At 60.5% G+C, this 26,884-nt stretch carries 26 protein-coding genes; 11 read left to right on the top strand and 15 right to left on the bottom strand.

The features are described from left to right. The first annotated feature begins 43 nt into the window (after positions 1–43). The 4 genes from R2E40_RS05645 to rlmM are packed head-to-tail and all read left to right on the top strand — an operon-like array spanning position 44 to position 3,101. Positions 44–964 (top strand): transcriptional regulator GcvA, encoded by a 921-nt coding sequence (locus R2E40_RS05645; RefSeq protein ID WP_005303519.1) that lies wholly within the window; start codon positions 44–46, stop codon positions 962–964. Beyond that, positions 957–1,595 (top strand): alpha/beta fold hydrolase, encoded by a 639-nt coding sequence (locus R2E40_RS05650; protein ID WP_139388991.1) that lies wholly within the window; start codon positions 957–959, stop codon positions 1,593–1,595. Before R2E40_RS05645 ends, R2E40_RS05650 begins: the two co-directional genes overlap by 8 nt. A gap of 32 nt (positions 1,596–1,627) precedes the next feature. After that, positions 1,628–2,014, top strand: a complete 387-nt coding sequence (locus tag R2E40_RS05655) for a DUF423 domain-containing protein (protein WP_113994939.1) — start codon at positions 1,628–1,630, stop codon at positions 2,012–2,014. After that, positions 2,007–3,101, top strand: a complete 1,095-nt coding sequence (rlmM, locus tag R2E40_RS05660; protein ID WP_016349849.1) for a 23S rRNA (cytidine(2498)-2'-O)-methyltransferase RlmM — start codon at positions 2,007–2,009, stop codon at positions 3,099–3,101. The genes R2E40_RS05655 and rlmM overlap by 8 nt, the downstream gene beginning before the upstream one ends. Positions 3,102–3,171: 70 nt before the next feature. On the opposite strand, the gene R2E40_RS05665 is transcribed toward rlmM, so the two are convergent. The 7 genes from R2E40_RS05665 to queF all read right to left on the bottom strand — a co-directional run bounded on the left by R2E40_RS05665 (position 3,172) and on the right by queF (position 12,295). Then, complete coding sequence (locus tag R2E40_RS05665; RefSeq protein ID WP_011705073.1) at positions 3,172–3,612, bottom strand: hypothetical protein; 441 nt, start codon at positions 3,610–3,612, stop codon at positions 3,172–3,174. A gap of 124 nt (positions 3,613–3,736) precedes the next feature. After that, positions 3,737–4,744, bottom strand: a complete 1,008-nt coding sequence (locus R2E40_RS05670) for an isocitrate dehydrogenase (protein ID WP_029303727.1) — start codon at positions 4,742–4,744, stop codon at positions 3,737–3,739. Between the two features lie 146 nt (positions 4,745–4,890). Next, positions 4,891–5,694 (bottom strand): flap endonuclease Xni, encoded by an 804-nt coding sequence (gene xni, locus R2E40_RS05675; protein WP_318164971.1) that lies wholly within the window; start codon positions 5,692–5,694, stop codon positions 4,891–4,893. A gap of 131 nt (positions 5,695–5,825) precedes the next feature. Then, positions 5,826–7,181 (bottom strand): nucleotide 5'-monophosphate nucleosidase PpnN, encoded by a 1,356-nt coding sequence (ppnN, locus tag R2E40_RS05680; protein WP_011705076.1) that lies wholly within the window; start codon positions 7,179–7,181, stop codon positions 5,826–5,828. Positions 7,182–7,331: 150 nt separating this feature from the next. After that, entirely contained in the window at positions 7,332–8,951 is a 1,620-nt protein-coding gene (locus R2E40_RS05685; protein ID WP_242795828.1) for a sensor domain-containing diguanylate cyclase, read from the bottom strand. Between the two features lie 90 nt (positions 8,952–9,041). Continuing rightward, complete coding sequence (locus tag R2E40_RS05690; protein WP_318164972.1) at positions 9,042–11,312, bottom strand: hypothetical protein; 2,271 nt, start codon at positions 11,310–11,312, stop codon at positions 9,042–9,044. A 134-nt stretch (positions 11,313–11,446) separates the two neighbouring features. Further along, on the bottom strand, positions 11,447–12,295 hold the full coding sequence (gene queF / locus R2E40_RS05695; protein ID WP_318164973.1) for an NADPH-dependent 7-cyano-7-deazaguanine reductase QueF: 849 nt from the start codon (positions 12,293–12,295) through the stop codon (positions 11,447–11,449). 157 nt (positions 12,296–12,452) lie between these two features. On the opposite strand from queF, the gene syd reads away from it, so the two are divergent. Beyond that, entirely contained in the window at positions 12,453–13,001 is a 549-nt protein-coding gene (gene syd, locus R2E40_RS05700) for a SecY-interacting protein (protein WP_318164974.1), read from the top strand. A 63-nt stretch (positions 13,002–13,064) separates the two neighbouring features. Here the strand turns inward: syd and R2E40_RS05705 are convergent, their stop codons facing one another. The 5 genes from R2E40_RS05705 to R2E40_RS05725 all read right to left on the bottom strand — a co-directional run bounded on the left by R2E40_RS05705 (position 13,065) and on the right by R2E40_RS05725 (position 15,930). Continuing rightward, a complete protein-coding gene (locus R2E40_RS05705; protein WP_318164975.1) occupies positions 13,065–13,850 on the bottom strand; it encodes a Zn-ribbon-containing protein in 786 nt (261 codons plus the stop codon). Between the two features lie 3 nt (positions 13,851–13,853). Further along, complete coding sequence (locus R2E40_RS05710; RefSeq protein WP_139388984.1) at positions 13,854–14,150, bottom strand: hypothetical protein; 297 nt, start codon at positions 14,148–14,150, stop codon at positions 13,854–13,856. A gap of 88 nt (positions 14,151–14,238) precedes the next feature. Continuing rightward, complete coding sequence (locus R2E40_RS05715) at positions 14,239–14,475, bottom strand: DUF2789 domain-containing protein (protein ID WP_011705082.1); 237 nt, start codon at positions 14,473–14,475, stop codon at positions 14,239–14,241. Positions 14,476–14,532: 57 nt separating this feature from the next. Next, on the bottom strand, positions 14,533–14,832 hold the full coding sequence (locus R2E40_RS05720) for a DUF3301 domain-containing protein (protein ID WP_011705083.1): 300 nt from the start codon (positions 14,830–14,832) through the stop codon (positions 14,533–14,535). A gap of 69 nt (positions 14,833–14,901) precedes the next feature. Continuing rightward, positions 14,902–15,930, bottom strand: coding sequence for a DUF3549 family protein (locus R2E40_RS05725; RefSeq protein ID WP_318164976.1), 1,029 nt, complete (start codon positions 15,928–15,930; stop codon positions 14,902–14,904). 262 nt (positions 15,931–16,192) lie between these two features. Between R2E40_RS05725 and R2E40_RS05730 the strand changes: the two genes are divergently transcribed. From R2E40_RS05730 to ptsG, 6 genes are all read left to right on the top strand, one after another. Next, the gene (locus tag R2E40_RS05730; protein WP_011705085.1) at positions 16,193–16,528 is read left to right on the top strand and encodes a YqcC family protein; all 336 of its coding nucleotides are present in this window, start codon (positions 16,193–16,195) and stop codon (positions 16,526–16,528) included. Then, positions 16,525–17,298, top strand: coding sequence for a tRNA pseudouridine(65) synthase TruC (truC, locus tag R2E40_RS05735; protein WP_318164977.1), 774 nt, complete (start codon positions 16,525–16,527; stop codon positions 17,296–17,298). Before R2E40_RS05730 ends, truC begins: the two co-directional genes overlap by 4 nt. Before the next feature lie 76 nt (positions 17,299–17,374). Next, the gene (locus R2E40_RS05740; protein WP_085734646.1) at positions 17,375–17,815 is read left to right on the top strand and encodes a flavodoxin; all 441 of its coding nucleotides are present in this window, start codon (positions 17,375–17,377) and stop codon (positions 17,813–17,815) included. Positions 17,816–18,343: 528 nt separating this feature from the next. Then, positions 18,344–19,594, top strand: coding sequence for a maltoporin (locus tag R2E40_RS05745; protein WP_139388981.1), 1,251 nt, complete (start codon positions 18,344–18,346; stop codon positions 19,592–19,594). Between the two features lie 77 nt (positions 19,595–19,671). Further along, positions 19,672–20,664: a MalM family protein gene (locus R2E40_RS05750; RefSeq protein WP_318164978.1), complete on the top strand. Its 993-nt coding sequence runs from the start codon at positions 19,672–19,674 to the stop codon at positions 20,662–20,664. 432 nt (positions 20,665–21,096) lie between these two features. Further along, complete coding sequence (ptsG, locus tag R2E40_RS05755) at positions 21,097–22,527, top strand: PTS glucose transporter subunit IIBC (RefSeq protein ID WP_016349865.1); 1,431 nt, start codon at positions 21,097–21,099, stop codon at positions 22,525–22,527. Between the two features lie 180 nt (positions 22,528–22,707). Here the strand turns inward: ptsG and R2E40_RS05760 are convergent, their stop codons facing one another. The 3 genes from R2E40_RS05760 to glnD all read right to left on the bottom strand — a co-directional run bounded on the left by R2E40_RS05760 (position 22,708) and on the right by glnD (position 26,867). Beyond that, a complete protein-coding gene (locus tag R2E40_RS05760; RefSeq protein WP_011705091.1) occupies positions 22,708–23,091 on the bottom strand; it encodes a DUF3461 family protein in 384 nt (127 codons plus the stop codon). 127 nt (positions 23,092–23,218) lie between these two features. After that, complete coding sequence (gene dapD, locus R2E40_RS05765) at positions 23,219–24,046, bottom strand: 2,3,4,5-tetrahydropyridine-2,6-dicarboxylate N-succinyltransferase (protein ID WP_005303473.1); 828 nt, start codon at positions 24,044–24,046, stop codon at positions 23,219–23,221. Between the two features lie 166 nt (positions 24,047–24,212). Then, positions 24,213–26,867 carry a bifunctional uridylyltransferase/uridylyl-removing protein GlnD gene (gene glnD, locus R2E40_RS05770; RefSeq protein WP_106551984.1) on the bottom strand — a complete coding sequence of 885 codons (2,655 nt, stop codon included), beginning with the start codon at positions 26,865–26,867 and terminating at the stop codon, positions 24,213–24,215. Positions 26,868–26,884 lie beyond the last annotated feature (17 nt).

Below are 26,884 nucleotides of genomic sequence, written 5' to 3' on the forward strand. Positions count from 1 at the left end.
TTATAATGCGGCCCATTAGAAAAACTCATCGTCGGCTGGTCTCATGTCTCGTCGTTTACCCCCGCTCAATGCACTGAAAGCATTCGAAGCCGCGGCTCGTCATTTAAGCTTCACCCGGGCTGCGGAAGAGCTTTTCGTGACCCAGGCTGCCATCAGTCACCAGATCAAGGCACTGGAAGAGTACCTCGGCATCAAGCTGTTTCGCCGCAAGAACCGCTCCCTGCTGTTGACCGAGGAGGGGCAGGGCTACTTCCTCGACATCAAGGACATCTTCACCTCCATCTCGGAGGCGACCGACAAGCTGCTGGCGCGCAGCGCCAAGGGGGCGCTCACCGTCTCTTTGCAGCCGAGTTTCGCCATCCAGTGGCTGGTGCCGCGGCTGGTCAAGTTCAGCGAGCGCCACCCCGACATCGATGTGCGGATCAAGGCGGTGGACATGGACGAGGGTTCGCTCACCGACGATGTGGACGTGGCCATCTATTACGGCCGTGGCAACTGGCCTGGGCTGCGCGCCGACAAGCTGCACACCGAGTATCTGATCCCGGTCTGTTCACCGCTGCTGCTGACCGGCCCCAAGCCGCTGCGTACCCCGGACGATCTGACCCGCCACACCCTGCTGCACGACACCTCGCGCCGCGACTGGAAGGCCTGGTTTCGCCAGCTCGACATCGATGCGCCCAACGTCAATCAGGGGCCCATCTTCAGCCACTCCACCATGGTGATCCAGGCGGCCATTCACGGCCAGGGGGTGGCCCTTGGTCACAGCGTGCTGGCCCAGCCCGAAATAGAGGCCGGCCGCCTCATCTGCCCGTTCGAGCAGGTGCTGGTGAGCAAGAACGCCTTCTATCTGGTGTGCCAGGAGCAGCAGTCCGATCAGGGCAAGATAGTCGCTTTCCGCGACTGGATGCTGGAGCTGGTGGAGCAGGAGGAGGCCCGTCGCCGGGCACGGTTGGCCGATGCCTGAGGTGATCCGGGAGGGGGCTGTCGATGCCCCCGTCCGCATTTTGCTGGCCCACGGCGCCGGCGCGGGCATGGAGCACGCCTTTCTGGCCGAGCTGTCACGCCTGCTGGCCGGGCCGGACATCGAGGTGGTGCGCTTCAACTTCCCCTACATGAGCAAGCGCGCGCTGGATGGCAAACGCAGACCACCGGACCGGCAACCCGTGCTGCTGGCGCACTGGCGCCAGATGGCGAAGGAGTTTGCTCATCCCCGGCTGTTTCTGGCCGGCAAGTCGATGGGCGGGCGGATGGCGGCCGAACTCTACCAGGATGGCGAGGACGAGATGAATGCTGCAGGATTGCTCATTCTCGGGTATCCTTTCCACCCCCCGGCCAACCCCGACCGCTGGAGGGGTGACGTGCTCAAGCAGATCAAGACGCCGACCCTGCTGTTGCAGGGGGAGCGCGATACTTTCGGCACCCGTGCCGAACTGGCTGATTTCCCCTTCTCACCCGCCGTATCGGTCCATTGGCTGACCGATGGTGATCATGGCTTCAAACCGCGTAAGAGCAGCGGGGTGAGCGAGCAGGAGAACCTGCGGCAGGCGGCCGGGCAGATCAAGAACTTCATCGCGACCATCCCGACGCGAGCGTGAGGATGGAAAGCGAAACGACGAGGAGGCAAGGGATGCAATTCCATCGACATTGGCTGGTGCTGGCGGGTTTTTTCGGCCTGACGGCAACCCTGCTGGGGGCCTACGGTGCCCATGGTCTGGCGGCTACCGGAATTGAGCCTTCGCGACTGGCGGCGTTCAATACCGCCGTGCAGTATCAGTTTTTCCACGCCCTGGCCCTGCTGGTGCTGGGGTGGTGCGGTGTGCGCAGCAAGGTCATCACCTTTGCCGGCACCGCCTTCGTGCTGGGGATCCTGGGATTCTCCGGCAGTATTTATGCCATGGTGCTGCTCGGCAGCAAGGGGCTGGGCCTCATTACCCCGGCCGGTGGCCTCTGTTTTATGTTGGGATGGGCGGCTCTGATATGGGCTGGCTGTCGTCTTGGAGGAAAAAATGAATAATCTGCTGCTTTATTGCCGCCCCGGTTTTGAGAAAGAGGCGGCGGCAGAGATCACCGAGCGTGCCAGTAACATGCAGTGCTACGGTTTCGCCCGGGTCAAGGACGACAGCGGTTACGTGATATTCGAGCTGTATGACGAGGAGCAGGCCGATCTGCTGGCGCGCAAGCTGCCGTTCCGCGAGCTCATCTTCATTCGCCAGATGCTGGTGGTGACCCATGAGCTGAAGGATCTGGATCTGTCGGATCGCATCACCCCCATCCTGGAGGCGACCCAGGGTTACGCCATCTGTGGCGATCTGCGGGTGGAAACCGCCGATACCAACGAGGCAAAAGAGCTGTCGGCCTTCTGCCGCAAGTTCACCGTGCCGCTGCGCCAGGCGCTGCGCGGCAACGAGTTGCTGACCAAGAAGGAGACCCCGCACCGGCCGGTGTTCCACGCCTTCTTCCTGGCCAATGATCACGTGTTGCTGGGCTACTCCTACTCCTTCAACAACTCCGAATTCCACATGGGCATCCCGCGTCTGCGCTGCCCGGCCGATGCCCCGAGCCGCTCCAGCCTCAAGCTGGAAGAGGCCTTCTACGTGTTCGTGCCGCGGGAAGAGTGGGATCTGCGCCTCACCTCTGGCATGAAGGCCGTCGATCTGGGCGCCTGCCCGGGTGGCTGGACCTATCAGCTGGTACGCCGCGGCATGATGGTGACGGCGGTGGACAACGGCATGATGGCCCAGTCCCTGATGGATACCGGCCAGGTCAAGCACATCCGTGACGATGGCTTCGTGTGGCGTCCGAGCAAGAAGAACACCTATTGGCTGGTATGCGACATGGTGGACAAGCCGGCGCGGGTCACCCACATGATCGCCGACTGGTTCCGGGAGAGCGATTGCCAGGAGGCGATGTTCAACCTCAAGCTGCCGATGAAGAAGCGCTACGCCGAGGCAGTGCACAACATCGAGGTGCTGCGCGAGCTGCTCAAGGAGATAGACAACGCCTTCGTGATCCAGGCCAAGCAGCTCTATCACGATCGCGAAGAGATCACGGTGCACGTCTACAACAAGTACTGGGTTTCCAAGCTCTCCGCCAAGGAGTAATTGCTGGCGGCAAGCCACTGACCACAAGGCCGACAACCCACGGGTTGTCGGCCTTGTCATTTCTGCGTCCTCAGAAACGGTAATCGAAGCGCAGCGAGGATTCGCCGTCGGTGAGCTTGAGCTCGATATCGAGCGGGATGGTGCGATCGGTCGGACTGAACTCCAGCTTTACCCCGTTGCCGCGCAGCTTGATGGAGGTGTTCATGCCGGCGGTCTTGAACTTGATCCTGGGTTTGTGCTGCTCGAAGGAGAGACTCACGCTCTTCTCGGCGGTCAGGTTCAGTTTCTGATAGGGAGTGACCTGACTGTTGCCATCGCTGTCGGTCACGACATCCATCCCGAAGGAGAGCGGTTTGGGTGCCTTGAGCAGGTCGTTGGTATCCACGTTGGAGCGCCAGACCTGGCTGGCCTGCTGGGAAGAGGGGGGCAATTGCGGCCAGGCATTCTCGACCGGTCTGTCTACTGCCATGGCGTTGCTGCTGATGAGCAGCAGGGTAACGATAGCGCGCATAATGGATCTCCATATCCCTTATCTATTGAACATAGTAGCCAATCGATGAGGGGGGGGGGAGCACGCCGCGAGATAAAACGAAGGGAGCCTAAGCTCCCTTTTTAAATCAATATCTTGTGACTGATTACAAACGGTCGATGATGGATTGGGTGAACTCGCTGGTGGAGGCGGTGCCCCCCAGATCCCGGGTCACCCGGTCGCCGGATTCGATGGTGGCGCGTACCGCTTCGCGGATCCGTTCGGCCTTGTCCTGCATGCCCAGATACTCCAGCATCTGGATGGAGGCGAGGATCACCGAGGTCGGGTTGGCGATGTTCTTGCCGGCGATATCCGGCGCCGAGCCGTGCACCGCTTCGAAGATGGCGGCGCCATCGCCGATGTTGGCGCCAGGCGCCATCCCTAAGCCCCCCACCAGACCGGCGCACAGATCCGACAGGATGTCGCCGAACAGGTTGGTGGTGACCATGACGTCGAAACGCTCCGGGTACATCACCAGGTTCATGCAGGCGGCATCGACGATCATCTCTTCGCTCTGGATGTCCGGGTAGCGGCTGGCCACTTCACGGGCCACTTCCAGGAACAGGCCGGAGGTGGACTTGAGGATGTTGGCCTTGTGGATGATGGTGACTTTCTTGCGTCCTTCCTGGCGAGCCAGCTCGAAGGCGAACTTGACGATGCGTTCCGCCCCTTCGCGGGTGATGATGCTCATCGCCTCGGCGCTCTTGTTGTCATCGCTGCGCTTCTGACCGGCGCCCGAATACATGCCTTCGGTGTTCTCGCGCACCGTGATGATGTCGATGTTGTCGTAACGGCTGCGGGTCCCCTTGAAGGAGAGCACCGGGCGGACGTTGGCGTAGAGGTTGAATTTCTTGCGCAGGGAGACGTTGATGGAGGTGAAGCCACCGCCGACCGGGGTGGTGAGCGGGCCCTTCAGGCTGACCTTGTTCTTCTCGATGAGATCCAGCGTCGCCTGGGGCAGCAGCTCGCCGTGCTTCTCCAGTGCCACCAGGCCGGCGTCCGCGTATTCGTATTCGAAGTCACAACCGGCGTGGGTCAGGATCTGGATGGCGGATTCGATGATGCTGGGGCCGATGCCGTCGCCCGGGATGACGGTAATTTTTCTTTTTGACATGAGACGTATCCACTTCTAGGGAACAGAGGGGGAGGATTCGGCGGTTTTATACCATTTCTACACCTAACCCTCCATGTTTCTTTACATTCTATCTGTTTTTGTCAACAGCGAGAGTGAGTCCGGTCATGGTTGGCGGTTTCGCTTTATCAGGATTCGGGAGCCGGTGGATAGCGGATCTCCCGCAGGTTGAAGCCGAGCGGAATGTCCCGCTGCAGGCGCACCAGCCGCTGGGCCAACAGGGCCTCGTCCTGGTGCTGGCGCAGCTTGAGCAGCGCCTTGGCGGCGTCTTCCTGCTGGCAGGCCGCCAGCAGGCTGGCCAGATCGCCGTATTGCTGCAGCAACTGGGTAGCTGTCTTGGGGCCGATGCCGGGCACCCCCTTGATGTTGGAGCCGCCGATGCCGGTCAGAGCCCAGAAATCCACCAGTTGTGCCGGCGCCACCCCGTACTGCTGCTCGACGAAGACGGCATCCAGCCAGCGCTTGTTGAAGTAGTCGCGGATCTGGATCTGCGGGCAGATGAGCTGGCAGAACCCCTTGTCGGTGGAGATGATGGTGGCTCTGGCACCGTGCTGGGCAATGCCGCTGGCCAGGGTGGCGATGAGATCATCCGCCTCGTCGGTCTGGGAAAGCAGGGCGTCCACGCCGCACTCCCAGAAGGCATCCTGCAGCTCGTTCAAGCCCTCACGCAGCTCGGTCGGCATGGGGGTTCGCCCCTCCTTGTAGGCCGGGTAGACCTCCTTGCGCCAGCTGTGCACCTCGCCGTCGAACACCGCGATGACGTGGGTCGGCTCGCTGGCGACCAGCAGCTTGCGGCAGGTGTTGATGAGGTTGGCACGGGTGGCGATCAACGCCTGGGCCGGGGTCAGCGCCTGCTGGGCCTGAACCGCGTGCAGTCGGCGAATGAGATTGAGGGCATCGATGATGAGCAGGTGTGGCCTTGGGTTTGACATGGGGCACTCTTGGCAGTCGGGACGCCCCATTGTAACAAACCAGCGGGCTAGATGGGGGATTGATGGCCGCGAGCATCCCCAAGCGACAAAAAAGGGGCGCCATGCGCCCCTCGTTTCAGCTGTGCTGCCCGTCAACGCACGATTTCGTAGCAGGGCACATACTGGCTGCCCGGCAGCTTCATGCGCTGCTGTTTGACGAAGCTCTCCAGCAGCTTGTCCATCAGGTGCATCAGCTCCTTGTCGCCGTGCAGCTTGAAGGGACCTTTCTTCTCGATGGCGCGGATGCCCCCTTCCTTGACGTTGCCGGCGACGATGCCGGAGAAGGCACGGCGCAGGTTGGCCGCCAACAGCTGGGGCGGCTGGTTGCGGTGAAGGTCGAGGCTGGCCATGTTGGCGTGATCCGGCTCGAACGGCAGCTGGAACTCCGGCTCGATCTTGAGCGACCAGTTGAAGGAGTAGGCATCGCCGACCGATTTGCGGTATTCGCGGATCTTCGGCATCGCCTCTTTCATGACCCGGGCCACTTCCGGGGCATCGCCGACGATGATCCGGTAGAGGCTGGTGGCCGGCTCGCCCAGGGTCGCCTTGACGAAGTCATCGATGGCGCGGAAGTAATCGGCGCTCTCCTTCGGGCCGGTCAGGATGATTGGCATGGGCTGCCGTTCGTTGGCCGGGTGCATCATGATGCCGAGCAGGTAGAGCAGCTCTTCGGCGGTACCAACCCCGCCCGGGAAGATGATGATGCCGTGGCCGAGGCGCACGAAGGCTTCCAACCGCTTCTCGATGTCTGGCAGGATCACCAGCTCGTTGACGATGGGGTTGGGCGGCTCGGCGGCGATGATGGAAGGCTCGGTGAGGCCGATGTAGCGGCCGTTGCGCACCCGCTGCTTGGCGTGGCCGACGGCGGCGCCCTTCATCGGGCCCTCCATGGCACCCGGACCGCAACCGGTGCAGATGTTGAGCTCACGCAGGCCCAGCTCGCTGCCCACCGCGCGGGTGTACTGGTACTCGATCTCGTTGATGGAGTGACCGCCCCAGCAGACCACCAGATTGGGGTCGGCGCCAGGCAGGATCGCCTTGGCATTGCGCAGGATGGCGAACACCACGTTGGAGATGTGGGTGGAGCTGGTCAGGTTGACCAGCCGGTTGGACTCCAGCTGGGTCGACACGTAGAGGATGTCGCGCAGGACGGAGAACAGGTGCTCCTGAATGCCGCGGATGATCTCGCCATCGACGAAGGCGTGCTCGGGGGCGTTGAACAGCTCGAGCTTGACCCCGCGTTCGCGCCGGATCACATGAATATCGAAGGATTTGAAGCGCTCCAGTATCTCTTTGGAGCTGTCGGTATGGCTGCCGGAGTTGAGTACCGCCAGCGAGCAGTTGCGAAACAGTTGATAGATATCGCTGGAGGCGGTTTGCTTGAGGCGGTCCACCTCGAGCTGGGACAGCAAGTCCATGCTGCCGACTGGATTGATGTGCGTAATCATAGGTTCCCCTTTCACTCGCTTGTTATCGTTGTGCTTTTCCCTGGGGAGAAAACGGGATGCCCTGTGGCATCCCTTGAATTTGATAGTAGATGTAAGCGGTGGGGCAGGGGAATAGGGGGAAAGTGCGTTTGCTGCTTTTTTAGTCGCCGTTCAGGCCAGATTGACCTGATCCCGACCCGAGTTCTTGGAGCTGTAGAGTGCCTTGTCGGCCCGCTCGAACGCGTCCGTGGTGTGATCCCCCTCCCTAAACAGGGTGGCACCGATGGAGATGGTGATCTCGACCCTGGCATCCCGAAAACGGAACGGAATGCTCTTGATGGTCTGGCGCAAGGTCTCCAGCGGCTTCTGGAACTTGTCCGGGTTGATGTTCGGCAGCAGCACCACGAACTCCTCGCCGCCGAAGCGGGCGATGAAGTCGGTGTCACGCAGGGCACCCTGCAGCGCCTTGGCCACCACCTTCAACGCCTTGTCGCCGGCCATGTGGCCGTAGTTGTCGTTGATGTGCTTGAAGTGGTCGATGTCGATGATGGCCAGGCACAGCGGCGTGTTGTAACGCAGCCAGCGCTTGTATTCGAGCTCGAGCCGCTCGTCAAGGGCTGCCCGGTTGTGCACCTGGGTCAGGCTGTCGAGGAACAGCTTGTGTTTCTGGATGGTGAGCCGCTTTTTGTATTCGGCGGTCTCCTCCTTCATCAGCCGCAGCTTGGCCTCCATGGTAGAGAGACGGGTCAGCAGATGGCGCTCGCGGGCGGCCATGGCCTCCCTGTCCTGCAGCAGCAGGTTGATGGCCCCCATGTGGCCGGAGATGGCCCCCTTGAGGTCATCAATGGTGTCATGGCTGGCCAGGGTGTGGTCGATGGCCTTCAGCTCCCTGTCGATGGCCTTGCGGGTATCCAGGGTGGCGCTTTGCAGGGCGCGCCCCTCGTCGAGGGATTCGGTGAAGCTGAAGTGGACCGCCGAGAGACTCTCGTTGAGGGTGCTCAGAAACGCCTGGGAGGCTTTGCGCTCCTCGCGGGTGCCCTCGATGATGAGCTCGATCACCTGCAGGCAGATCTCCGCCAGCAGGGGAGGGGTGATGCCATTGAGCAACTGGCGGCGAATGTCCGCCAGGCTCTCGCCGACGGCGCCGGCAAAGTCGAGTTCGGTGATGAGGCGCTGCAGCTCGTCGGCGATGTGGGCATGCACCTTGACGTCAAAGGGGGCGCCCGGCTCCGGCGTGGCAAGGTCGGTGACCGTTTCGGCCTGGTTGCCGGCGGGCGTGCTCTGGGCCAGCAGGGGCTGGGTGGGCAGCAGCTGGATCTTGATGGCCTGCTGGTAGAACTCCAGCAGCCGGATCACCTTCTTCTGGTGATCGCCGATGCCATAGCCATCCGGGCTTGCCAAAAACTCCTTGAGGGATTTGCGGGTATCTTCCGGAAAGCCCTTGAGAGCCTTGAGCTGTTTGCTGCCGAGCTCGATGGCGGACTTGGTCAGGGAGATGGACTCTTCCAGCGCGTTGCCGTGCTGCTGCAGCAGCTTCTCGATGACGGCGAGGTCGGCATCGAGGGAGGAGAGCGGCGGGTTGCCATCGAGTTTCTGCTTGAGCTTGGCGAGCTTGTTGTCCAGCTCGCGATCGTGGCCGCGACAGGCCTGCATCAGCTTGGCGATGAACTGGATGCTGCGGGCGCGTTCGGTGTCGGAGAAAGAGACGACGCCGTCCAGCTCCAGCTGCTTTTGCTGAAGGGATTCCCTGAGTCTGGCCAATTGTCCGGCTACGGCAGCGATATCATTCATTATTCAGGTCGCCCTGTTGTCATTATCGTTGTTGTGTTGGATAGCAACAGCGGTCGAACCCAGTTCCAGACCCAGTTGATTATCTATTTGTCATTGATCAACCGGCGCTTTCGTCCGTGAAAGTCGAAGCCAATTAACCCATTGCTTTTCATGAGAAGAATTTACTTTTACCAGTCCCTTGTCAATTGCCATCAAGCAGCATTGCCACACATCCCCATTAAAAAATGCGGCCTGCTGGCAATCGATGGCGGCCAGCTCCAGCCAGACGCTTTGCTGGTGTTTTTCGCTGAGCTGAATGGCTCCTGCCAGTGCCAGATAACAGAGGTCGAACAGGCCGTGATGATCGAGGGCGGTGGCCGCCTTGGGCAGGAAGGGGTGACTGACGATGCCGAGGCTGATGTGGCGATCGAGCGGGTACTGGCAGGGGAATTCGGCCAGTGCCGCAAGCAGCTCGCGGGCCAGTCGATGCAGGTCTTCCACATGGCGCTGGGGCACCACATAGAGCAGATGCCCTTCGCGCAGGTCATAGATGCGGCCATCCTGCGGGGTGAGGCCGTTGACGTAGGCGCCGAAGGCCTGCTCTATCTCGCGGCTCACCTGATAACCGTGCTGTTCCAGGCTGTTGACCAGGAAGGGGACCCGAAACAGCAGGTAGTGCAGCTTGTCGTCAAACTCGCTGGTGGGCAGTTCGCTTAAATACCAGCGCTCGGATTTTTGCTGGCGCTTGGCCATTTCCCGCGGCCAGCGGCTCATCAGTCGCTGCCAGTTGGCCAGCCCAGTGCGTGGCTCGAGCAGCAGCGCTTCGCCCAGCTGTTTGCCCTGCAGACGGGCGACCCGCAGCTTGAGCCAGAGGGTGAAGAACAGATAGATGAACAGGGTCAGCAACAGACCGGTCACCACGCTCGACCAGAGGTAGCGATCCTGCTGATGCTTGCTGGTGCTCAGCTGCTGCTGCAGCTCCTTGATCTGCTGCTCCCGCTCCACCTGGGCGTAGTTGTCGCGGATCGCCTCCTGCTCCAGATCGACCTGCTGCTGGCGGACCTGCTCGCTGCGCTGGTGGAAATTCTTGTAGCTGTCCAGCGCCTGCTGCAGATAGCCCTTCTGCTCGTAGGCCGCCGACAGCAGGCGGAAGATCTCGAACTGGCGCTGGGCGTCGCCGATCTGGTTGGCCAGTGCCAGCGCGTTTTCCAGCTGCAGGATGGCGATGCCCGCCTCCTTCTGCTTGAGGTGCAGCTCACCCAGCAGCAGCAGGGTGTCGATCAGCGGCTCCTTGTCGTCCCCCAGCTCGTGGGACTGGCGGGCCGCGGTGAGGTAGTTGCGGGCCAGGGTCAGGTTGCCGGTTTCCAGATAGGTTTTGCCTATCTCGTACTTGAGGTGGGCGATGCGGGTGCGGTTGTTGCCCTCGTCCAGCAGATCCAGGGCATTGAAGAAGTAGACCAGCGCCATGTTCATCTCGCCCTGCTCCCGGTTGAGGCGGGCCAGCACGATGAGAGCGTCACTCAGCAGGGAGGGATTGCCGAGGGCATGGAAGTAGTTGGCGGCCTCGTTGGCGTATTGCAGCGCCTTCTGCGGCTCCTGCTCCTCCTGATAGAGGTTCACTATCTGGTTCGACAGCAGGCCGAGGAACAGCGGATCCTGCAAGCCTCTGGCCTGCTGCTGGGCATCGATGTAGTCACCCAGCGAGAGCTGGGGCTGCTTGAGGGCGTGGTAGAGGTCGCCACTCACCGCGCTGACCCAGGCACTGGCCAGCGGATTCTTGGTCTGATCCGCCCAGCGGCGGGCTTCGGCCAGCTGGCGCTTGGCCTCGTCGAACTGGTGCGCCTCTATGCTGGCGTTGGTGCGCAGCAGCCGGCTGTACACCTGCAGCAGGCTCTCTTTCAGGCTGGGGGTGCTGAGCAGGGTCTCCAGCTGGCCGAGCAGGCCGCCGCTGGCGCCGTGGGAGCGCTCCTGCAGATTCTGGCTGCGGATCTTCAGATAGAGGCCGTGGGCCTGCAGCTCCAGTTGCTGCTCCTTGGCCGCCATGGCGATGCCCTGATCGAGGGATTTCTGGGCCGCCTGGAACTGGCCAAGCTGCAGCAGGCACTCCCCCTTGAGCAGGTGGGCACCGGTGGCCTGGGCGGCGGTGCCATAGCTCAGCAGCGGCTCCCGATAGCCGTACTCCTGGCGATTGCTGATGATTTGCTTGGGATTATTGGCCGTGCGGGTGAGGAAGGCGGAGGTGATCTGCACGCATCTGGCGGGATCGGTCAGCACCAGGGTCTGGGCCTGTTGCAGATCGATGGACAACTGCTCCTTGGCCAGATCCAGATCAGGAGCCGACAGGGAGGACATCATCATTGCCAGAAAAAACAGTTGATTCATTGGATTAAGGGCAGCACGGGAGTGAGGGCATGTTATCCAAGCCCGCCCCCGTGCGTCCAGAGTTTACTGACAGATTGCGCGCCGACCCCGCGATCCGGGCCGTGGCAGCGTTGCAGGCCCGGCGGGGTGACGGATTATTGCCGGATCAGGCGCAGGTTGGCCGGCACCACTTCCCAGTCGCTGCGAAACGGGTTGATGTCCAGGCCGCCGCGGCGGGTGTAGCGGGCGTAGACGGTCAGTTGGCTCGGGCGGCAGAAGTGCTTGAGATCGGTGAAGATCCGCTCGATGCACTGCTCGTGGAACTCGTTGTGCTGGCGAAACGAGATGAGGTAGCGCAGTAGTTTTTCCCGGTCCAGCTGCGGGCCGCGATAGTGGATCACCACGGATCCCCAATCCGGCTGGCTGGTCACCAGGCAGTTGGACTTGAGCAGGTGGCTGTGCAGGGTCTCCTCCACCTCCTGGCTGCCGGCCGCGCCTTGCAGCAGGTCGGCATCGAACTCGTAACAGTCCACTGCGATGTCCTGCTCGTCGATGCACTCGCCCGGCAGGGCGGCAATGTGGTGCGGAGCCTGGGCCAGCGGGAACAGGGTGACGCTCACGTCGCTACCGGCACAGGCGCTCAAGTCCTTGACCAGCATGGCCTGCACCGCTTCCAGCGAGTCGCAGCGGGTCTGGTTGAAGGAGTTGAGATAGAGCTTGAACGACTTGGATTCGATGAGGTTCGCGCTGGTGGCGGGCACCGAGACCTCGCCGACGGCGACCATGGGCTTGCCCCTGGCATTGAGCCAGGAGAGCTCGTACAGGGTCCAGACATCGCAACCCTGGAACGGCAGTTCGCCGCCAAGACCGAGGTCGTCGCGGTTCAGGCTGCGGGGCACCGGCTGCAGCAGGGTCGGGGTGTACTGGCTGATGTAGGCCGACTGTTGACCCAGGCTCAGCCCCTGCAGGGCGCTGGCTCCGGCGTATCTCTCTTGTTTGCTCATGTGTGCTGACTCGAACGTTGAATGGGCGATGGCAGAGCATGCGCCCGATGGGGGCTGCAAGGCGGGGAGCGCCGGCTGGCGATCCGCGCTGCACCTTGTCTGCTCATGGCTTTGATGGTGCAATAGCGAACTTTGGCAGCAATTGTGGGGAATTTCGATGTCGGATCAAGTCTTGTCTGCCCTGGAACGCTTTTTTTTGCGCTGGCAGCGCGATGGCGAGGCGAGGCGAGGGCTGCCCCTGTGCGAGTGGGAGGCACACTGGCGCTCCCCCTGCGAGCTGGATGAACCCAAGGAGGGACGGGTGGCCTGGCGCCCGCATCGGCGCGCCGAGCCCGCCGATTTCACGGCGATGAACGAGGCGCTCGAGCTGACCCTGCATCCGGCCGCGCAGGCCCTGTTTGGTGGCTGGTTCAGCCGCCCTGTGCCCTGCCTCTACAAGGGGTTGCGGCTCGAGTTTGTGCTGCCCTGGAACGAGGCGGATCTCGACTTGCTCAAGGAGAACCTCATCGGCCACCTGTTGATGCTGCGCAAGTTGAAGCGCTCACCCTCTTTGTTCATCGCCACCACCCGCAACGAGATGACACTGGTGTCGCTCGACAACCAGAGCGGGCAGGTATGGCTGGAGTGGCTCGACTCGGGGCGCCGATTGGTGCTGGCCCCCTCACTGCCGGCGTTCCTCGAGCGGCTTGAGACTTTGCCGCAATAAACAGAGTCAGTTGCAATGAAAAACGCCTTGCCAATTGGCAAGGCGCTTTTGTATGGCGCGAGCTCAGTCCTTGAAATCCCAGGAGAGGTTGGCGACCAGCCGGCAGGGATCGCACTTGAAGTCGAAGATCTCGTGCAGGGGCTCGGCCAGTGCCCACTCGCCGCCGCAGCCCGGACAGGGACGGGCCTTCTCCTCGGCCGCACTCCGGCCGCCCACCCGGTAGAGGTAGTAGTAGGTGGGGATGCCGGTGAGGGCTTCCAGCCGCTTGCCGAGATCGCTGCCACGGCGCTGGAGCCGGCTGCCCACCTCACCGATTTCGTGCAGCGCCGCATGCTCGGCGATGGAGCCATTCATCTGCAGCTGATCGCACGCCTCCCAATCCTCCTGCCACTTGATGATCTGCTTGTGGTCGCCGTTGGCGACGGCCGGCAGCCGATAGAGCGGGATGGGGGCGAAGTGGTCGCCGCAGCGCAGCGGCGAACAGGTGTGCAGGAAGCTGGTGTAGAGCAGCATCCAGCTGGGGCGCTCGCCATCATGACCGCAAGGGTCGGTGCTGTCGGAGAGCAGATCCGCCCCCTGCAACTGGAGTTTGGGGGCGAGCAGGCCGGCCTGATTGAGCTGCTGCTCGGCCAGCTTGACCTGTTCGCTCTGGTTGTCTGGGTGCAGGCTGTCCTGCTCCGGGCAGACCACCCGGCTGATGAAATAGCCCTCGTGCATGCTGGTGGGGAACTCCCGGCCGAGGATCTGGCCCTGATAGCGCAGCATGTCGAGGTAGTTGACGATGGCCCGCTCGGCCTCGCCCAGCGAGGTGTCGCGATAGCACTCAAAGCAGAGTTCGAGGATGTACATGGCTTACTGCTTCCCCTGCTGGAGCAGCAGCTCGGTCAGCCGATCCACCTTCTGTTCGAGCCGCTCGAGCCGTTCGGCAAGCTGCAGCAGGGTAGGCTCGGCGGCGGGAGCGGGAGTCCTCTGCGCTGTGCTTCCGGCTTCCGGGGCACTGGCGGGTTGCTGCTTCCACTGGCTCAGCACTTTGAGCAGCTCGGCCATGGGGACGGGCTGGCTGAGGCGGGCCTTGACCATGGCGGTGGAGGGGGTGATCCCCTTGGCGGCCAGTTCATTGGCGATGCGGATGATCTCTTGGGCTGACATGGGACTCCTGCGCAGGATGAAAAGTGGTTCGGGCTGGACGGGCAGAGAGCTTAACCAAAGCGCGGGGCGCTGAACAGCGGGGCAAGGGTCAGTCGGGCCGGCGCAGCAGCACGTCCAGTTCGTCGATGGCTTCCGACCAGTCCGCATCGTTCCACAGGGCATCGCGCAGAAAGTCGGCCTGGGCGCGGTTCCAGAAGGGGGCTTCCGGCAGCAGGGTCTGGTTGTCCAAGCGGTGCTCGTGAATGAAGCGGTGCAGGCTCAGCTCGTCGTTGGCCAGCCCCAGCTGGGCAAACAGGGCGGCCAGATCGTGGGTCAGGAATTCCATCTCATCTCTCCCAAGAGGCATTCCTGAACATTATAGGCCCGCCCCGTGGCGGCAGATTTACAGGGTGGGCACCCGGTGGGGGGGCAGCTCGACGCCGACCACCTGTAGCCCCTGCATGCGCAGTTGCCCCAGATAGTGGCTCTCGCCATCGCTGGAGAATTCAAACTCGTAATAGGTGAGCAGCCGCAGCGGCTGGTGGGCAAGTGCACGGTGGCTGCGTGCCAGTGACAGCAGTTGCAGGTCGTGATGCTGGCAGTAGCGGCGCATGTATTGCCAGGCGAGCTCGGCCTGACGCCGCTGGTGCCAGAAGGCACCGGCACCGAGGATAAGCAGCAAGATTGCGAACATTTCACCCATCGCGGGCTCCTTCCGGGGTGTGATCCGTGTCGACAGGCGACCCGCTATGGTGGCGGGTCGCCGACATCATCAGGCCGAGGCGAACAGGCGACCGATGGCCTGGCCCAGGGCGTCGCTGCGTTCGGGGTCGCGCAGCCTGGCCAGCATATCATTGCGCAGGGCCGGCAGGGTCACCAGCTCGGCAAATACCTGATTGAAGAACTGGGTCGGCTGCAGGGCCAGCTGTTCCAGGAACAGGCTGAGCAGGCCGGCATCCTTCAGATCGGGCCAGAGCCGACCGGCGATGGCCAGCAGCAGGGCCGGGCTCGGCTGGGTTTGCAGCAGGGTTAGCAGCTTGTTGGTGCGCATGCTGCTGCCGTTGCAGGAGGCCAGTGCCCTGCACAGGTAGGCCAGGGTCTCGGCATTGGGTTCGGCACACTCCTGCTCCTTGCCGATCCGCTCGAACAGGGCACCCTGCACGGCCGGCGGCAACGGGGCATTTTCCAGGCTCTGGCAAAGGGCGTAGAGCGGCTCTTGCGGCAGTTTTGGCAGCGCCTTGCACACCAGCGCCAGGTTGCGTTCATCCTGCAGCCGCTCAGCGAGATCGGCAAAGCCCTGTACGCCAAGGGTCTGCCATCCCTCTTGTGTCGGGGCTGACAGATAGTGGCAGAGCCCCTCGAAGTAGGTCGAGGGGGCCTGCTCCAGCTGACGGGCCAGTTTGGCGTGCAGGCTGGCCATCTTGGCCTCGGCCGGGCGGAAGGTGTAGGGATTCTCCGCCAGACGCTGGGCCTTCTCTTCATCGAGTTCGCCGGTCAGCTTGTAGCCCAGGGTTTCCACCACCTGATCCATGAAGTGTTTGGGGCCGCTGGCGATGAGCAGACCGCGCTCGTCGAGGGCAAACTTGAGAAACCACAGGTAGTGACGGGATTCGGCAGGCTGGAAGAAGTGGACGCCGAGCCAGGCGTGCTGCTGCAGAGGCCAGGGGTAGGGCTCCTGCTGCTGTTCGATGCGCTCGAAGGTGTCGCTCGCCAGTGGTCGCACCTGGCGGCCCATGTCGAACAGTTGAAACTGGGTGTCGGCCTGGGTCAAGAATTCGGTCAGCGTATTGATGGTGGACATGAGGTGATCCGGCTAAGGGTGATGCGGGCCGATTATAAGGAGGTTGCACAAGATAGCCAGTGGAGGCGCGCCGCCCGGCATCCGGCCCGGTACGCAGGGGCGGGAGCCGCCGTGGCTCTTCGTCCGTGTTGTCGGCTGCAAGGGGCATGGCAGAGGATAGGGGGGAGGATGTATAGTAACGCCCTTTTTGGCAAAGTTCGGCCTGCCGCCAGCGACACAGGATTGGCGGCGGACGGTGTGTGGTGATGAGGAAGAGAACGCAATGAATCAATATCTGCTGGTAGCCGGCCTGTTGGGTGAACTGACCGCCGAGCTGCAACGTCTGGAACGCTGGCAAGCGGCCCATCCGGGTGAAGAGGCCCTGGCCAGCGAGCTGCCATTTTGCGTCGATACCCTGAGCTTCGATCAGTGGCTGCAGTTCGTGCTGATCCCGCGCATGGAGCAGCTGGTGCTGCTGCAGGCACCGCTGCCCAGCAGCGTCTCCCTCTATCCCATGGCCAGCGAAGTCTACAAGGAGGAGCTGGCGGAGGTTGAAGCCCTGCTGCGCCTGATCGCCCGCTTCGATCTGCTGCTCTCCGGCAAAGTGGTTGAGCAATGATGCGTGAGCAGGCACAGGAAGAGAGCGCCTTGCAGCTGACCCTGCTTTATCAGGATGACTGGCTGGTGGCGGTCAACAAGCCCTCTGGCCTGCTGGTGCACCGCAGCTGGCTCGACAAGGCCGAGACCCGTTTCGCCATGCAGATGACCCGGGATCTCATTGGCGGTCGCCATGTCTACCCGGTACACCGGCTCGACCGGCCCACCTCGGGGGTGCTGCTGTTTGCCCTCGATCCCGCCGTGGCCCGCACCCTGACCGAAGCCTTTGCCGCCCGTCAGGTGCACAAGGAGTATCTGGCGCTGGTGCGCGGCTGGGCCCCCGAGCAAGGGCTCATCGATTATCCGCTCAAGGAGCAATTGGACAAGATCGCCGATGCCATGAGCGACCCGGATCGTCCGGCTCAGGAGGCGGTGACCGCGTTTCGTCGCCTGCATCAGGTCGAGCTGCCCCATGCGGTCTCCAAGAAACACCCCACCAGTCGCTACAGCCTGGTTCGGCTGTTCCCCAAGACCGGCCGCAAACATCAGCTGCGCCGCCATCTCGATCACCTGTTCCACCCCATCGTCGGTGACACCACCCATGGCGATGGCCGCCACAACCGCTTCTTTCGCGAGCATTATGGCTGCGATCGCCTGCTGCTGGTGGCTCGCACCCTCAGCTTTGAGCATCCGGTGCTGAAGGTGCCGATGCGGATCCAGGCGCCGCTGGGGCAGGAAGTACTGCAGCTGTTTGCCGAGCTGGGCTGGCCTGCCAGTGAGAGCGACTACTGAGCCTGACGATCGCGGGGTGTTGCCCAAGCTGTTGCTGTGGCATGCTGGGCATCCATGTTGGTCAAAGGGGTCCGTGATGGCGCAGATAGACATAGTGGTGGGTACCGTATACGGCGCGGCCATGCTGGTGGCCGAGACGCTGGCGGCGCAGCTGGAGCAGGCGGGGCACGGCTGCCAGGTATTCGAGGACGCCGAGCTGGCAGATCTGGATGCGAGTCGATTCTTGCTGGTCATCACGGCTACCACGGGGCAGGGCGATATTCCGCCCAATCTGCAGCCACTGGCCACCGCCCTGGCTGACCGGGCCCCCTACATGAAAGGGTGGCGTTATGCGCTGGTCGCCATGGGGGACAGCAGCTACGAGCATTTCTGCGGTGCCGGTCGTCACCTCGATGCGCTGTTGCAGGAGCTCGGTGCCAGTCCTCTGCTGCCCCGGCTGGAGATAGATGCCACCGTCGACGATGAGCCGGAAAAGGTGGCGCTGGCCTGGCTCAATGGCTGGCTAAATAAACTGTAGCGATCGTCCGTTTTTATCCTTTATTCATCCCCGCTCAGCCTGTCTGGCGGGGATGTTTATTTTGCGGTAATCAGCAGTCTCAACTGACCATATTTGCCCGATATTTATCCGGTTATTTTCCACTCCATCCCCGCTTTGCTCAGCGATTTATTTCGAAGGCAGCCGACATGTCTCAAATTTAAAAGTTCCCCATTGAAAGCGATTTCAGTCATGTTTTTGTCATCAATTTGAATATTTATAACTTATTCATCGAAGCGAATTAATGGTTGGTAGCGGTTTCATGATGGATCTTTTTGCTTTTGTTCCTGTTTGGGTGGTGAGTTATTGCATGGTTAGGTCGATTATCATCGTACAAAACCCTCAGCGGCCAATGCTGGGCGATTTGTCGCCATTTTGTGAATCAGCTCATGTTTGTCCCGAAATCGGCTACCTATAATCGGCCTCGGTTATCACCTAAACGTTTTTATGGTGATAAGAACTTGGATATTCAGGATCACACTCCTCTCAGCGGGAATAAGGAAAATGAAAATGAAAGCAAAGTGGCTCCCGATCGCTGCAGCAGTAACCGCAGCGCTGGCTTCCCAAGCCGCCTTCGCCGTTGATTTCCACGGCTACATGCGTTCAGGTGTCGGTGTTTCCGACAATGGTGATTTGCAGATCAATGCCAAAAACAAAGTTGGTCGTCTGGGTAACGAAGATGATACCTATGGTGAGATCCAACTGGGGCAGGAAGTTTACAACAAGGACAATAAAACCTTCTATGTAGACTCCATGTTTACCATGAAGACTGATTTCCAGAGTCGCGATTGGGAAGATACATCTAGCGACGCATCGAACTTTGCGCTGCGCCAGTTCAACGTACAAGCCAAAAACCTGTTTGGTGGCGGCGAAACTCTCTGGGCTGGTAAGCGTTTCTATCAGCGTCATGACATTCATATCTCCGATACCTACTACTGGGATGTATCCGGTGCCGGTGCTGGCATTGAGAACATTTCCGTGGGGCCCGGCAAGCTCTCTGTTGCGGTTACTCGTAATGACCCGTGGGAAGCCGTGACCGGTAGCAGTGATACTATCGATACCAACGTCTTTGATATTCGTTATGCGGGTATTCCGCTGTGGACTGATGCGACATTGGAAGTTGGTTATGACTTTGCAATGGCCAATCCGACCGACGAGCAAGACCAGCTGAACCCGGATATCAATGACGGCCACATGCTGACTGCCGAACTCACTCAATCTATGCTGGGTGGCTTCAACAAGACTGTAGTTCAGTACTTTATTGATGGTCTCGCTGCTCAAGGCGTCAGCTATGGCTCTGGTTCTGGTAGCGGTCTGCAGTCTAACTCCAGCAGCGGTGATGGCTTCCGGATCATCAACTGGGGTGTTCTGCCCGTCGGTGAGAAAGTTGAGTTTGGCCATCAGCTGATTTACGCACAGGCTAGCGATTTTACTGAATGGGGCACCCAGTACGACGACAAAGATACCTTCTCTGTTGTTGTTCGCCCGATGTATAAATGGACTGATGTCATGAAGACCATTGCCGAAGTGGGCTACTTCAAGGATCATGAAACTCAGAAGGGTGCATCTGAGACCTCTACTGATGGTAGCAAGTTCACTCTGGCACAGGCTTGGTCTGCGGGTTCTGGCTTCTGGGCTCGTCCTGAAATTCGGGTATTTGCCTCCTATGTTCAGCAAGATGGGAAATTCCGTACTGATAGCAACGGAGTTAAGCAAGACGATGCTTGGAACTTCGGTGTACAAGCGGAAGCTTGGTGGTAATCTCACCATCACCTGATATCGAGTCGCCCCCGCTTGTCGGGGGCTCTTTTTTTCAAGATGGCGTGTAGGGCTTGCAGATGAAATATACCAAGGTAGCGTTGATGGTTTTGTGTTCCACTTTGATGACGGCATGTACGTCTCTTGAGGAAACTGTAGCACCCACTCAGGAGTACAAGACTATCCTCGATAGTCGTTCCAATGCACTGCAGCAGCTTGGTGCTGCAAGTGTGTGCTGTAACAACCTTAGTGGTTTGACGTATCAGCCGCTGACAGCTGACCAGAAGCGCATTGTGGCCATTGATGGCAACTCTCCGGTGTTCACCTTCCCAGAAGGGAAGAGCTATTTTGCTGCTTTCAAGTTACCGAGCAACTCAGGCGATCTCAAAATTACCGTAGCAGGTCTAATCGATAAGACATTGTTCAACCCCACGGTGTTGCTGCTGGACTCCCAGTTCAAACCGACCCGTACCATAGGGTCAGACATCATTACCTACAAGCCTGCGCGCATGTTGGATGGGGACCGGGTAGAGGGGGTCTTTACCGTCGATCGTTCCTATGTCGGCAACCCAAACAACGAATCTTACATGGTGATCTTTACCACACAGTCAACCTTGAGCCAGACCACGCAAGCCATGAGCCCATCCAAGCTGATGGCAAAGTCCTTGAGTGTGCAGGACTACGGTGCCAAGGATCCATTGATCCCTCACTCCGCATGGGGGCTGCTCACGCTTGAAGTAGAAGACATGAGCGCGAGCAAGTTGGGCGATAACTTCTATAAACCGGTTTACCAGGAGGCGATCGATGCCAATACGCCGATCGTGGATCCAACGCCGAATAAACTGGTAGTGCCTGTCGCTACAGCCACCATTGCAACTGGCGCTGCTGTTGCAGCGAAACCAGCCGCCATGCTGAGCGAAACCGAGGCCTTCTATCAATCCCAGATCGAAAAAGCGGTGAAAGCCGGTGACATCGACAAGGCGATGCGACTGGTCAGCGAGGCGGAGCGGGCCGGTTCGACCAAGGCGAAATCGATCTTTATTGATGCGGTCAAGCGCTCCCAAAAGGGCTGAATATTGCCCGGTCTTTAAAATATAATATTTATTTGAGGCCTCCCTTGTTGGAGGCCTTTTTAATCGGTAGACTAAAATAGAAAAAACAGCAAATGGTTACATTAAGTTACAATGCGTTTCGTTGGGTATTATTTTGATTGGCTAAAATACAATGCGAAACAGCACTTTTCATATTTATGGCTTAGCATGAAGATGCCGAAATATATCTGTAATTAGCTGAAAATTTCCGCCGAAATTATCTTGTGATCTCCCCTCCAAATTTTTTATTCGCTTACCCCTGATGGAAGATATTTGCGATCTGCTGGGTTATATTCAGCTGGTCAAAATAAACAAACCCGCGTCGAATTCATGCCGATGAGAGATGATGTTGATGATCGTCTATAAATTGGACTGAAGCGTCTACGGTAAGACATTCCATTCAGGAGCGCACACATGTTAAAAAATGCTTTCTCTAATCTGCAAAAGGTCGGTAAGGCGCTGATGCTGCCAGTATCGGTCTTGCCCGTTGCAGGTATTCTGCTGGGGGTGGGTGCTGCCCACTTCAGCTGGTTGCCGGAAATTGTCTCCCAATTGATGGAGCAGGCCGGTGGTTCCGTATTTGGTCAGATGGCCCTGCTGTTCGCAGTGGGGGTAGCCCTCGGCTTTACCAATAACGACGGCGTATCCGGTCTGTCAGCCATCGTTGGCTACGGCATCATGGTCGCCACCCTGAAGGTCATGGCGCCTGTGATGGGCGTTGAGACCATCGAAACCGGCGTCTTGGGCGGTATCCTCGCTGGTGGCGTGGCCGCATGGGCGTTCAACCGCTTCTACAAGATCCAGTTGCCCGAGTATCTGGGCTTCTTCGCCGGCAAACGCGCCGTGCCCATCATCACCGGTTTCGTCTCCATCGGCCTGGGCGTGATCCTGTCCGTCATTTGGCCGCCGGTGGGCGCTGCCATCGGTGCCTTCTCCGACTGGGCTGCCAACCAGAACCCGGTACTGGCTTTCGGTATCTACGGCGTGGTTGAGCGCTCCCTGATCCCGTTCGGTCTGCACCACATCTGGAACGTACCTTTCTTCTATCAGGCTGGTACCTGTGTCAACGCTGCCGGTGAAACCGTACACGGCATCATGACCTGCTTCCTGACTGCTGACGACGCTTCCCGCGCTGCCGGCAATGGCTTCGGTCAGCTGGCCGGTGGCTACCTGTTCAAGATGTTCGGTCTGCCTGCTGCCGCGTTTGCCATCGCGCACTCCGCCAAGCCGGAAAACCGCGCCAAGATCGTAGGTATCATGGCCTCTGCCGCCCTGACCTCTTTCCTGACCGGTATCACCGAGCCGATCGAATTCTCCTTCCTTTTCATCGCCCCGGTACTGTACGCCATCCACGCCGTGCTGGCTGGTCTGGCCTACGTGCTGACCAACTCCCTGGGTGTGGTACACGGTCACACCTTCTCCAACGGCTTCATCGACTTCGTGGTGCAATCCCCGCGTGCCGATCACATGCTGCTGCTGGTGGGTCTGGGTCTGGTCTATGCCGTCATCTACTACGTGGTCTTCACCGTGGTCATCCGTGCCATGAACCTGAAAACCCCGGGTCGTGAAGACGAAGCGGCCGAAGAGAGCGTTGGCCAGAGCAAGGACGAGATGTCTGCTGCACTGGTCTCTGCCTTCGGTGGCAAAGAGAACATCGCTTCGCTGGACGCCTGCATCACCCGTCTGCGTGTCGGTGTGAAAGACGTGGCCAAGGTTGACCAGGCTGGTCTGAAGAAACTGGGCGCTGCCGGTGTGGTAGTGGCAGGTTCCGGCGTACAAGCCATTTTCGGTACCAAGTCCGACAACCTGAAAACCGACATGGACATCTGGATGAAGAGCAACTAATCCTGTTGCCTGAATACCAGAGTTGTTGAAAAGGGAGGCGCAAGCCTCCCTTTTTGCTGGGCGTCATAGGGTAGCCGGATGCCATGGTGCATGTTTCGACCGGCGCAGTATCAATGTTGCCATCGGTTTTGAGCTCAAAGAAAAAGGCGCCCAGGGGCGCCTTTGCTGCATCAGACCGGTTTAGAGCTTTTCCAGGTCCCGCTCGATTTCGCTGATCTTGTTCTGCACCACTTTTTCCAGGTGGCGCAGGTCGCGCAAGATCTTCTGCTTGATGTCCGGGTCGGCCTGCACGTGCACGCCCTGGGTCAGGTTGTCGAGCTCATCCACCACGTACTTGAGATTGGCGTTGATCTCGGTGACATCCTTGTACTCGTGGGTGCCCGAATCGACCAGCATGGTCTTGCGCTGGCGCGGATATTTGAACTTGACGCTCTTGGCGAAGAACTCGCCCTTCTGTTTCTTGAAGTAGATCTTGAGGATGTCGTGATTGGCTTCCTGGCGCAGGGTATAGCTATCCACTGAGGTGGGTTCCTGGATCCCCAGGCTCTTCAGATTCTCGTACATCGGGCTTCCTCGGTTTGAAACGATCCTGACCAATCTATCTTAACCGAGTCGGTGTGGCTTGCCTGTGACAGGGGCGCCAAAATCAAAAGGGCGCCATCAGGCGCCCTTTTAAATCACCGTAAACCGCTTACTCGTCAATGGAGCGCAGCAGGGCGTTGATGCCGACCTTGGCACGGGTCTTGGCATCTACCTTCTTGACGATGACGGCGGCGTAGAGACTGTACTTGCCGCACTTGGAGGGCAGGGAGCCGGATACGACCACCGAGCCGGCCGGGACGCGGCCGTAGTGGATTTCGCCGGTTTCACGGTCATAGATGCGGGTGGACTGGCCGATGAAGACGCCCATGGAGATGACGGAGCCCTCTTCCACGATCACCCCTTCCACCACTTCGGAACGGGCACCGATGAAGCAGTTGTCTTCGATGATGGTCGGGTTGGCCTGCAGCGGCTCCAGTACGCCGCCGATGCCGACGCCGCCGGAGAGGTGCACGTTCTTGCCGATCTGGGCGCAGGAGCCCACGGTGGCCCAGGTGTCGACCATGGTGCCTTCATCGACGAAGGCGCCGATGTTGACGTAGGAGGGCATCAGCACGGTATTGGGGGCGATGAAGGAGCCTTTGCGGGCGGTGGCCGGCGGCACCACGCGCACACCGGCTGCCTTGAACTGCTCGGCGCTGTAGTCGGAGAACTTGAGGGGAACCTTGTCGTAGTACTGGGCGTCGTCACCCTTGATGATGCCGTTGTCATTGATGCGGAAGTAGAGCAGTACCGCCTTCTTCAACCACTGGTGTACCACCCACTCGCCGGCAATCTTCTCGGCGACGCGGGCCTTGCCGGAGTCCAGCAGGTCGATGGCTTGCAGGATGGCGGCCTTGGTGGCGGCATCGACGGAGCCGGGAGTGATGGAATCACGGCGCTCGAAGGCCGCTTCGATGATCTGTTGCAACTCGGTCATGACAGGTTTCCTTTAAAAAATTCGGTTTGTTGTATCACACTTTTCCAATTGTTTTTAAGGGCTCGGGCCGATTTCTTCACGGGAACGCTGATTTATTGTGCTGGCGTGGTCCAACCATTTGTTCTGCTTGATAAATCAGGGGCAGACTCGGCGTCTTGTGAAGCCTTCACGGGCCCGGCCTGCCCTCATCATCGGCCGACTCTTGCGGGTTGAGCTGGTTGACCAGCCGCTCCTCCAGCGCCTGCTGCTCGGCCTGGGTCAACGGCTCTCCGGCCAGGGTGGTGAGGCTGAAAAAGTCCTCCACTCGCTCGCCGATGGTGGTGATCTTGGCGGCATGGAGCGACAGGCCGCACTGCTGGAACACCGCGCCGATGCGGGCCAGCAGCCCCGGGGTATCGAGCGCCGTCAGCTCCAGCAGGGTGTGGCGGGTCTCCCCCTTGTGGGGCAGAAAAACCACCCGGGTCGGCACGCTGAACTGGCGGTGGCGCCGCGACAGGGGTTTGCTGCGCAGCACCAGCTTGCCCGGCTCCTGCAGCGCCTTCTCCAGCGCCTTCTTGATGGTGGCGGTGCGGTTGGGGCTGATGGGTTCGCCGTTGGGTTCGAGCACCACGAAGGTATCGAGCACGTAGTCGCTGCGCGAATTCATGATCTGGGCGTCGTGGATGTTGAGGTTCTTCTGATCCAGCGCCGAGGCCACGGTGGCGAACAGATTCGGGGTGTCGCGACAATAGATGAACACCTCGCTGCCGCCGCGGGTCGGGTGCTTGCCGATGATCACCAGCGGCGCCGGGTTGTCGCCGTGTTCGATGATCTTGCGGCAGTGCCAGGCGATCTGTTCCGGCGTATGGCGCAGGAAGTAGTCGGCCTTGAAGTCGCTCCAGAGCTGGTTGATGGCCTCCTCCGGCACGTCGCGCTGAGCCAGGATCTGCTTGGCTTGGCGCTGGTTTTCGCGGATCTTGAGACGCATGTCGGGCGGGTTTTCCAGCCCCTGGCGCAACGCCTTCTGGGTGGCGAAGTAGAGCTCGCGCAGCAGAGTGCCTTTCCAGTCGTTCCAGAGGGTGTCGTTGGTGGCGCAGATATCGGCCACGGTCAGGCAATAGAGCAGGTCGAGGTGCTGCTCGTCGCGCACCTTCTGGGCAAAGTCGGTGACCACTTCAGGGTCATAGATGTCGCGGCGCTGGGCGGTGACCGACATCAGCAGGTGATGGCGCACCAGCCAGGCAACCAGCCGGCTCTCGTAGCGATCCAGGCCGTGCAGCTGGCAGAACTCCAGTGCATCGACGGCGCCGAGCTCTGAGTGATCGCCACGCCGCCCCTTGGCGATGTCGTGGAACAGGGCGGCGATGCTGAGCAGCTCGGGCTTGCGCAGCCGGGTAAACACCTCGTGGCAGAGCGGGTGGGTCTGGCGGCTGGCCGGGTTGGGAAACTGGTGGATGTTCTTGAGCAGCCGGTGGGTGTGTTCATCCACCGTGTAGGCGTGGAACATGTCGAACTGCATCTGGCCGACGATGAGGTTCCACTGCGGCAGGTAGGCGGCCAGGATGCCGTACTTGTGCATCAGGGTGAGCGGCTGGCCGATGCCGTTGGGGTGGCGCAGCAGCGCCATGAACAGGCGGCGGCATTCCGGCAGGTCCTGCAGCCAGCAGTTGAGCTTGCGGCGCGCCTCGCGCAGCTGGCGCAGGGTGGCGGAGTGGATGCCGGCAATCTCCGGATGCTGGGCTATCTGGTAGAAGAGGCGCAGGATGGCGGCAGGCTCGCGGCCGAACAGTTCGGAATCCACCGCATCGATGAGGCGGCCGCGCAGCTGGAACTCGTCGGAGAGGCGGCGCACATCCATGGCGGTGTTGCCGAGGATCGCCTCGTCAAACAGCTGCAGCAGCATCTCGTTGAGCTCGGAGACCCGCCGCACCGTCTGGTAGAAGCGCTTCATCATCTGCTCGACCGGGGCGTTGCCTTCTCCCTCGAAGCCCAGCATCTGGGCCACGGTACGCTGGCGATCGAACAGCAGCCGGTTGTCGCCCTTGTTGATGGCCATGTGCAGGGCGAAGCGCACCTTCCACAAAAAATTCTGGCAGTCGAGCAGCTCGCGATACTCGGCCCGGTTGAGAAAGCCGTGGCTGGTCATCTCGAACAATGTGGTGGCGCCGAAGTGGCGGCGGGCCACCCAGGCGAGGGTCTGGATGTCGCGCAGGCCGCCGGGATTGCTCTTGAGATCCGGCTCCAGCTTGTAGGCGGTGCCGAGAAACTGCTGGTGGCGCTGGGCCTGCTCTTCGCGTTTGGCCTTGAAGAACTGCTCGCTTGGCCAGAAGTGCTGGGGGCCGGTGGCCTCCTTGAGCTGCTTGAATCCCGCCTCGCGGCCGGTGATGTAACGCGCCTCGATGAGGTTGGTGGCGACCGTGATGTCGCCGCGCCCCTGCTCGAGGCACTCTGCCACGTTGCGCACCGCCTGGCCCACCTCCAGCTTGAGATCCCACAGCAGGGTGATGAATTCGCCGATGCGCAGCCCCAGCACCTCGTCCAGCTCGTCCCCTTCATAGAGGATCAGCAGGTCGATGTCGGAGTGGGGGTGCAGTTCACCGCGGCCATAGCCGCCCACCGCGATCAGGGTGAGCTCCGTCTTGTCGAAGCCGAACTTTTGCCACAACCGGGTCAGCAGCTCGTCCATGTATTCGGAGCGGGTAGCCACCAGTTCGATGATGTTGTCACCGGCATCGAAGCGGGCGTGCAGCCAGCCGAGAAAACGGCTCAGGTACTCCTTGCAGTTCTCGCGGGTGAGCTGAGCGTCGGGTAACAGGTGGGGGGAAAGCAGGCTGGCATCCATGGCGTCTCACACTCTAC

The sequence above is a fragment of the Aeromonas sp. CD genome (assembly GCF_033349375.1).
Taxonomy (GTDB): domain Bacteria; phylum Pseudomonadota; class Gammaproteobacteria; order Enterobacterales; family Aeromonadaceae; genus Aeromonas; species Aeromonas hydrophila.

Coding starts and splice junctions, on each gene's coding strand:
- queF (WP_318164973.1), bottom strand. CDS start 12,295: ATGAGCAAACAAGAGAGATACGCCGGAGCCAGCGCCCTGCAGGGGCTG.
- R2E40_RS05655 (WP_113994939.1), top strand. CDS start 1,628: ATGCAATTCCATCGACATTGGCTGGTGCTGGCGGGTTTTTTCGGCCTG.
- truC (WP_318164977.1), top strand. CDS start 16,525: ATGATGCGTGAGCAGGCACAGGAAGAGAGCGCCTTGCAGCTGACCCTG.
- R2E40_RS05730 (WP_011705085.1), top strand. CDS start 16,193: ATGAATCAATATCTGCTGGTAGCCGGCCTGTTGGGTGAACTGACCGCC.
- R2E40_RS05645 (WP_005303519.1), top strand. CDS start 44: ATGTCTCGTCGTTTACCCCCGCTCAATGCACTGAAAGCATTCGAAGCC.
- R2E40_RS05745 (WP_139388981.1), top strand. CDS start 18,344: ATGAAAGCAAAGTGGCTCCCGATCGCTGCAGCAGTAACCGCAGCGCTG.
- R2E40_RS05715 (WP_011705082.1), bottom strand. CDS start 14,475: ATGGAATTCCTGACCCACGATCTGGCCGCCCTGTTTGCCCAGCTGGGG.
- R2E40_RS05750 (WP_318164978.1), top strand. CDS start 19,672: ATGAAATATACCAAGGTAGCGTTGATGGTTTTGTGTTCCACTTTGATG.
- R2E40_RS05665 (WP_011705073.1), bottom strand. CDS start 3,612: ATGCGCGCTATCGTTACCCTGCTGCTCATCAGCAGCAACGCCATGGCA.
- R2E40_RS05690 (WP_318164972.1), bottom strand. CDS start 11,312: ATGAATCAACTGTTTTTTCTGGCAATGATGATGTCCTCCCTGTCGGCT.
- glnD (WP_106551984.1), bottom strand. CDS start 26,867: ATGGATGCCAGCCTGCTTTCCCCCCACCTGTTACCCGACGCTCAGCTC.
- R2E40_RS05670 (WP_029303727.1), bottom strand. CDS start 4,744: ATGTCAAAAAGAAAAATTACCGTCATCCCGGGCGACGGCATCGGCCCC.
- R2E40_RS05710 (WP_139388984.1), bottom strand. CDS start 14,150: ATGTCAGCCCAAGAGATCATCCGCATCGCCAATGAACTGGCCGCCAAG.
- R2E40_RS05720 (WP_011705083.1), bottom strand. CDS start 14,832: ATGGGTGAAATGTTCGCAATCTTGCTGCTTATCCTCGGTGCCGGTGCC.
- R2E40_RS05705 (WP_318164975.1), bottom strand. CDS start 13,850: ATGTACATCCTCGAACTCTGCTTTGAGTGCTATCGCGACACCTCGCTG.
- dapD (WP_005303473.1), bottom strand. CDS start 24,046: ATGACCGAGTTGCAACAGATCATCGAAGCGGCCTTCGAGCGCCGTGAT.
- R2E40_RS05685 (WP_242795828.1), bottom strand. CDS start 8,951: ATGAATGATATCGCTGCCGTAGCCGGACAATTGGCCAGACTCAGGGAA.
- xni (WP_318164971.1), bottom strand. CDS start 5,694: ATGTCAAACCCAAGGCCACACCTGCTCATCATCGATGCCCTCAATCTC.
- syd (WP_318164974.1), top strand. CDS start 12,453: ATGTCGGATCAAGTCTTGTCTGCCCTGGAACGCTTTTTTTTGCGCTGG.
- R2E40_RS05760 (WP_011705091.1), bottom strand. CDS start 23,091: ATGTACGAGAATCTGAAGAGCCTGGGGATCCAGGAACCCACCTCAGTG.
- R2E40_RS05740 (WP_085734646.1), top strand. CDS start 17,375: ATGGCGCAGATAGACATAGTGGTGGGTACCGTATACGGCGCGGCCATG.
- rlmM (WP_016349849.1), top strand. CDS start 2,007: ATGAATAATCTGCTGCTTTATTGCCGCCCCGGTTTTGAGAAAGAGGCG.
- R2E40_RS05650 (WP_139388991.1), top strand. CDS start 957: ATGCCTGAGGTGATCCGGGAGGGGGCTGTCGATGCCCCCGTCCGCATT.
- ptsG (WP_016349865.1), top strand. CDS start 21,097: ATGTTAAAAAATGCTTTCTCTAATCTGCAAAAGGTCGGTAAGGCGCTG.
- ppnN (WP_011705076.1), bottom strand. CDS start 7,181: ATGATTACGCACATCAATCCAGTCGGCAGCATGGACTTGCTGTCCCAG.
- R2E40_RS05725 (WP_318164976.1), bottom strand. CDS start 15,930: ATGTCCACCATCAATACGCTGACCGAATTCTTGACCCAGGCCGACACC.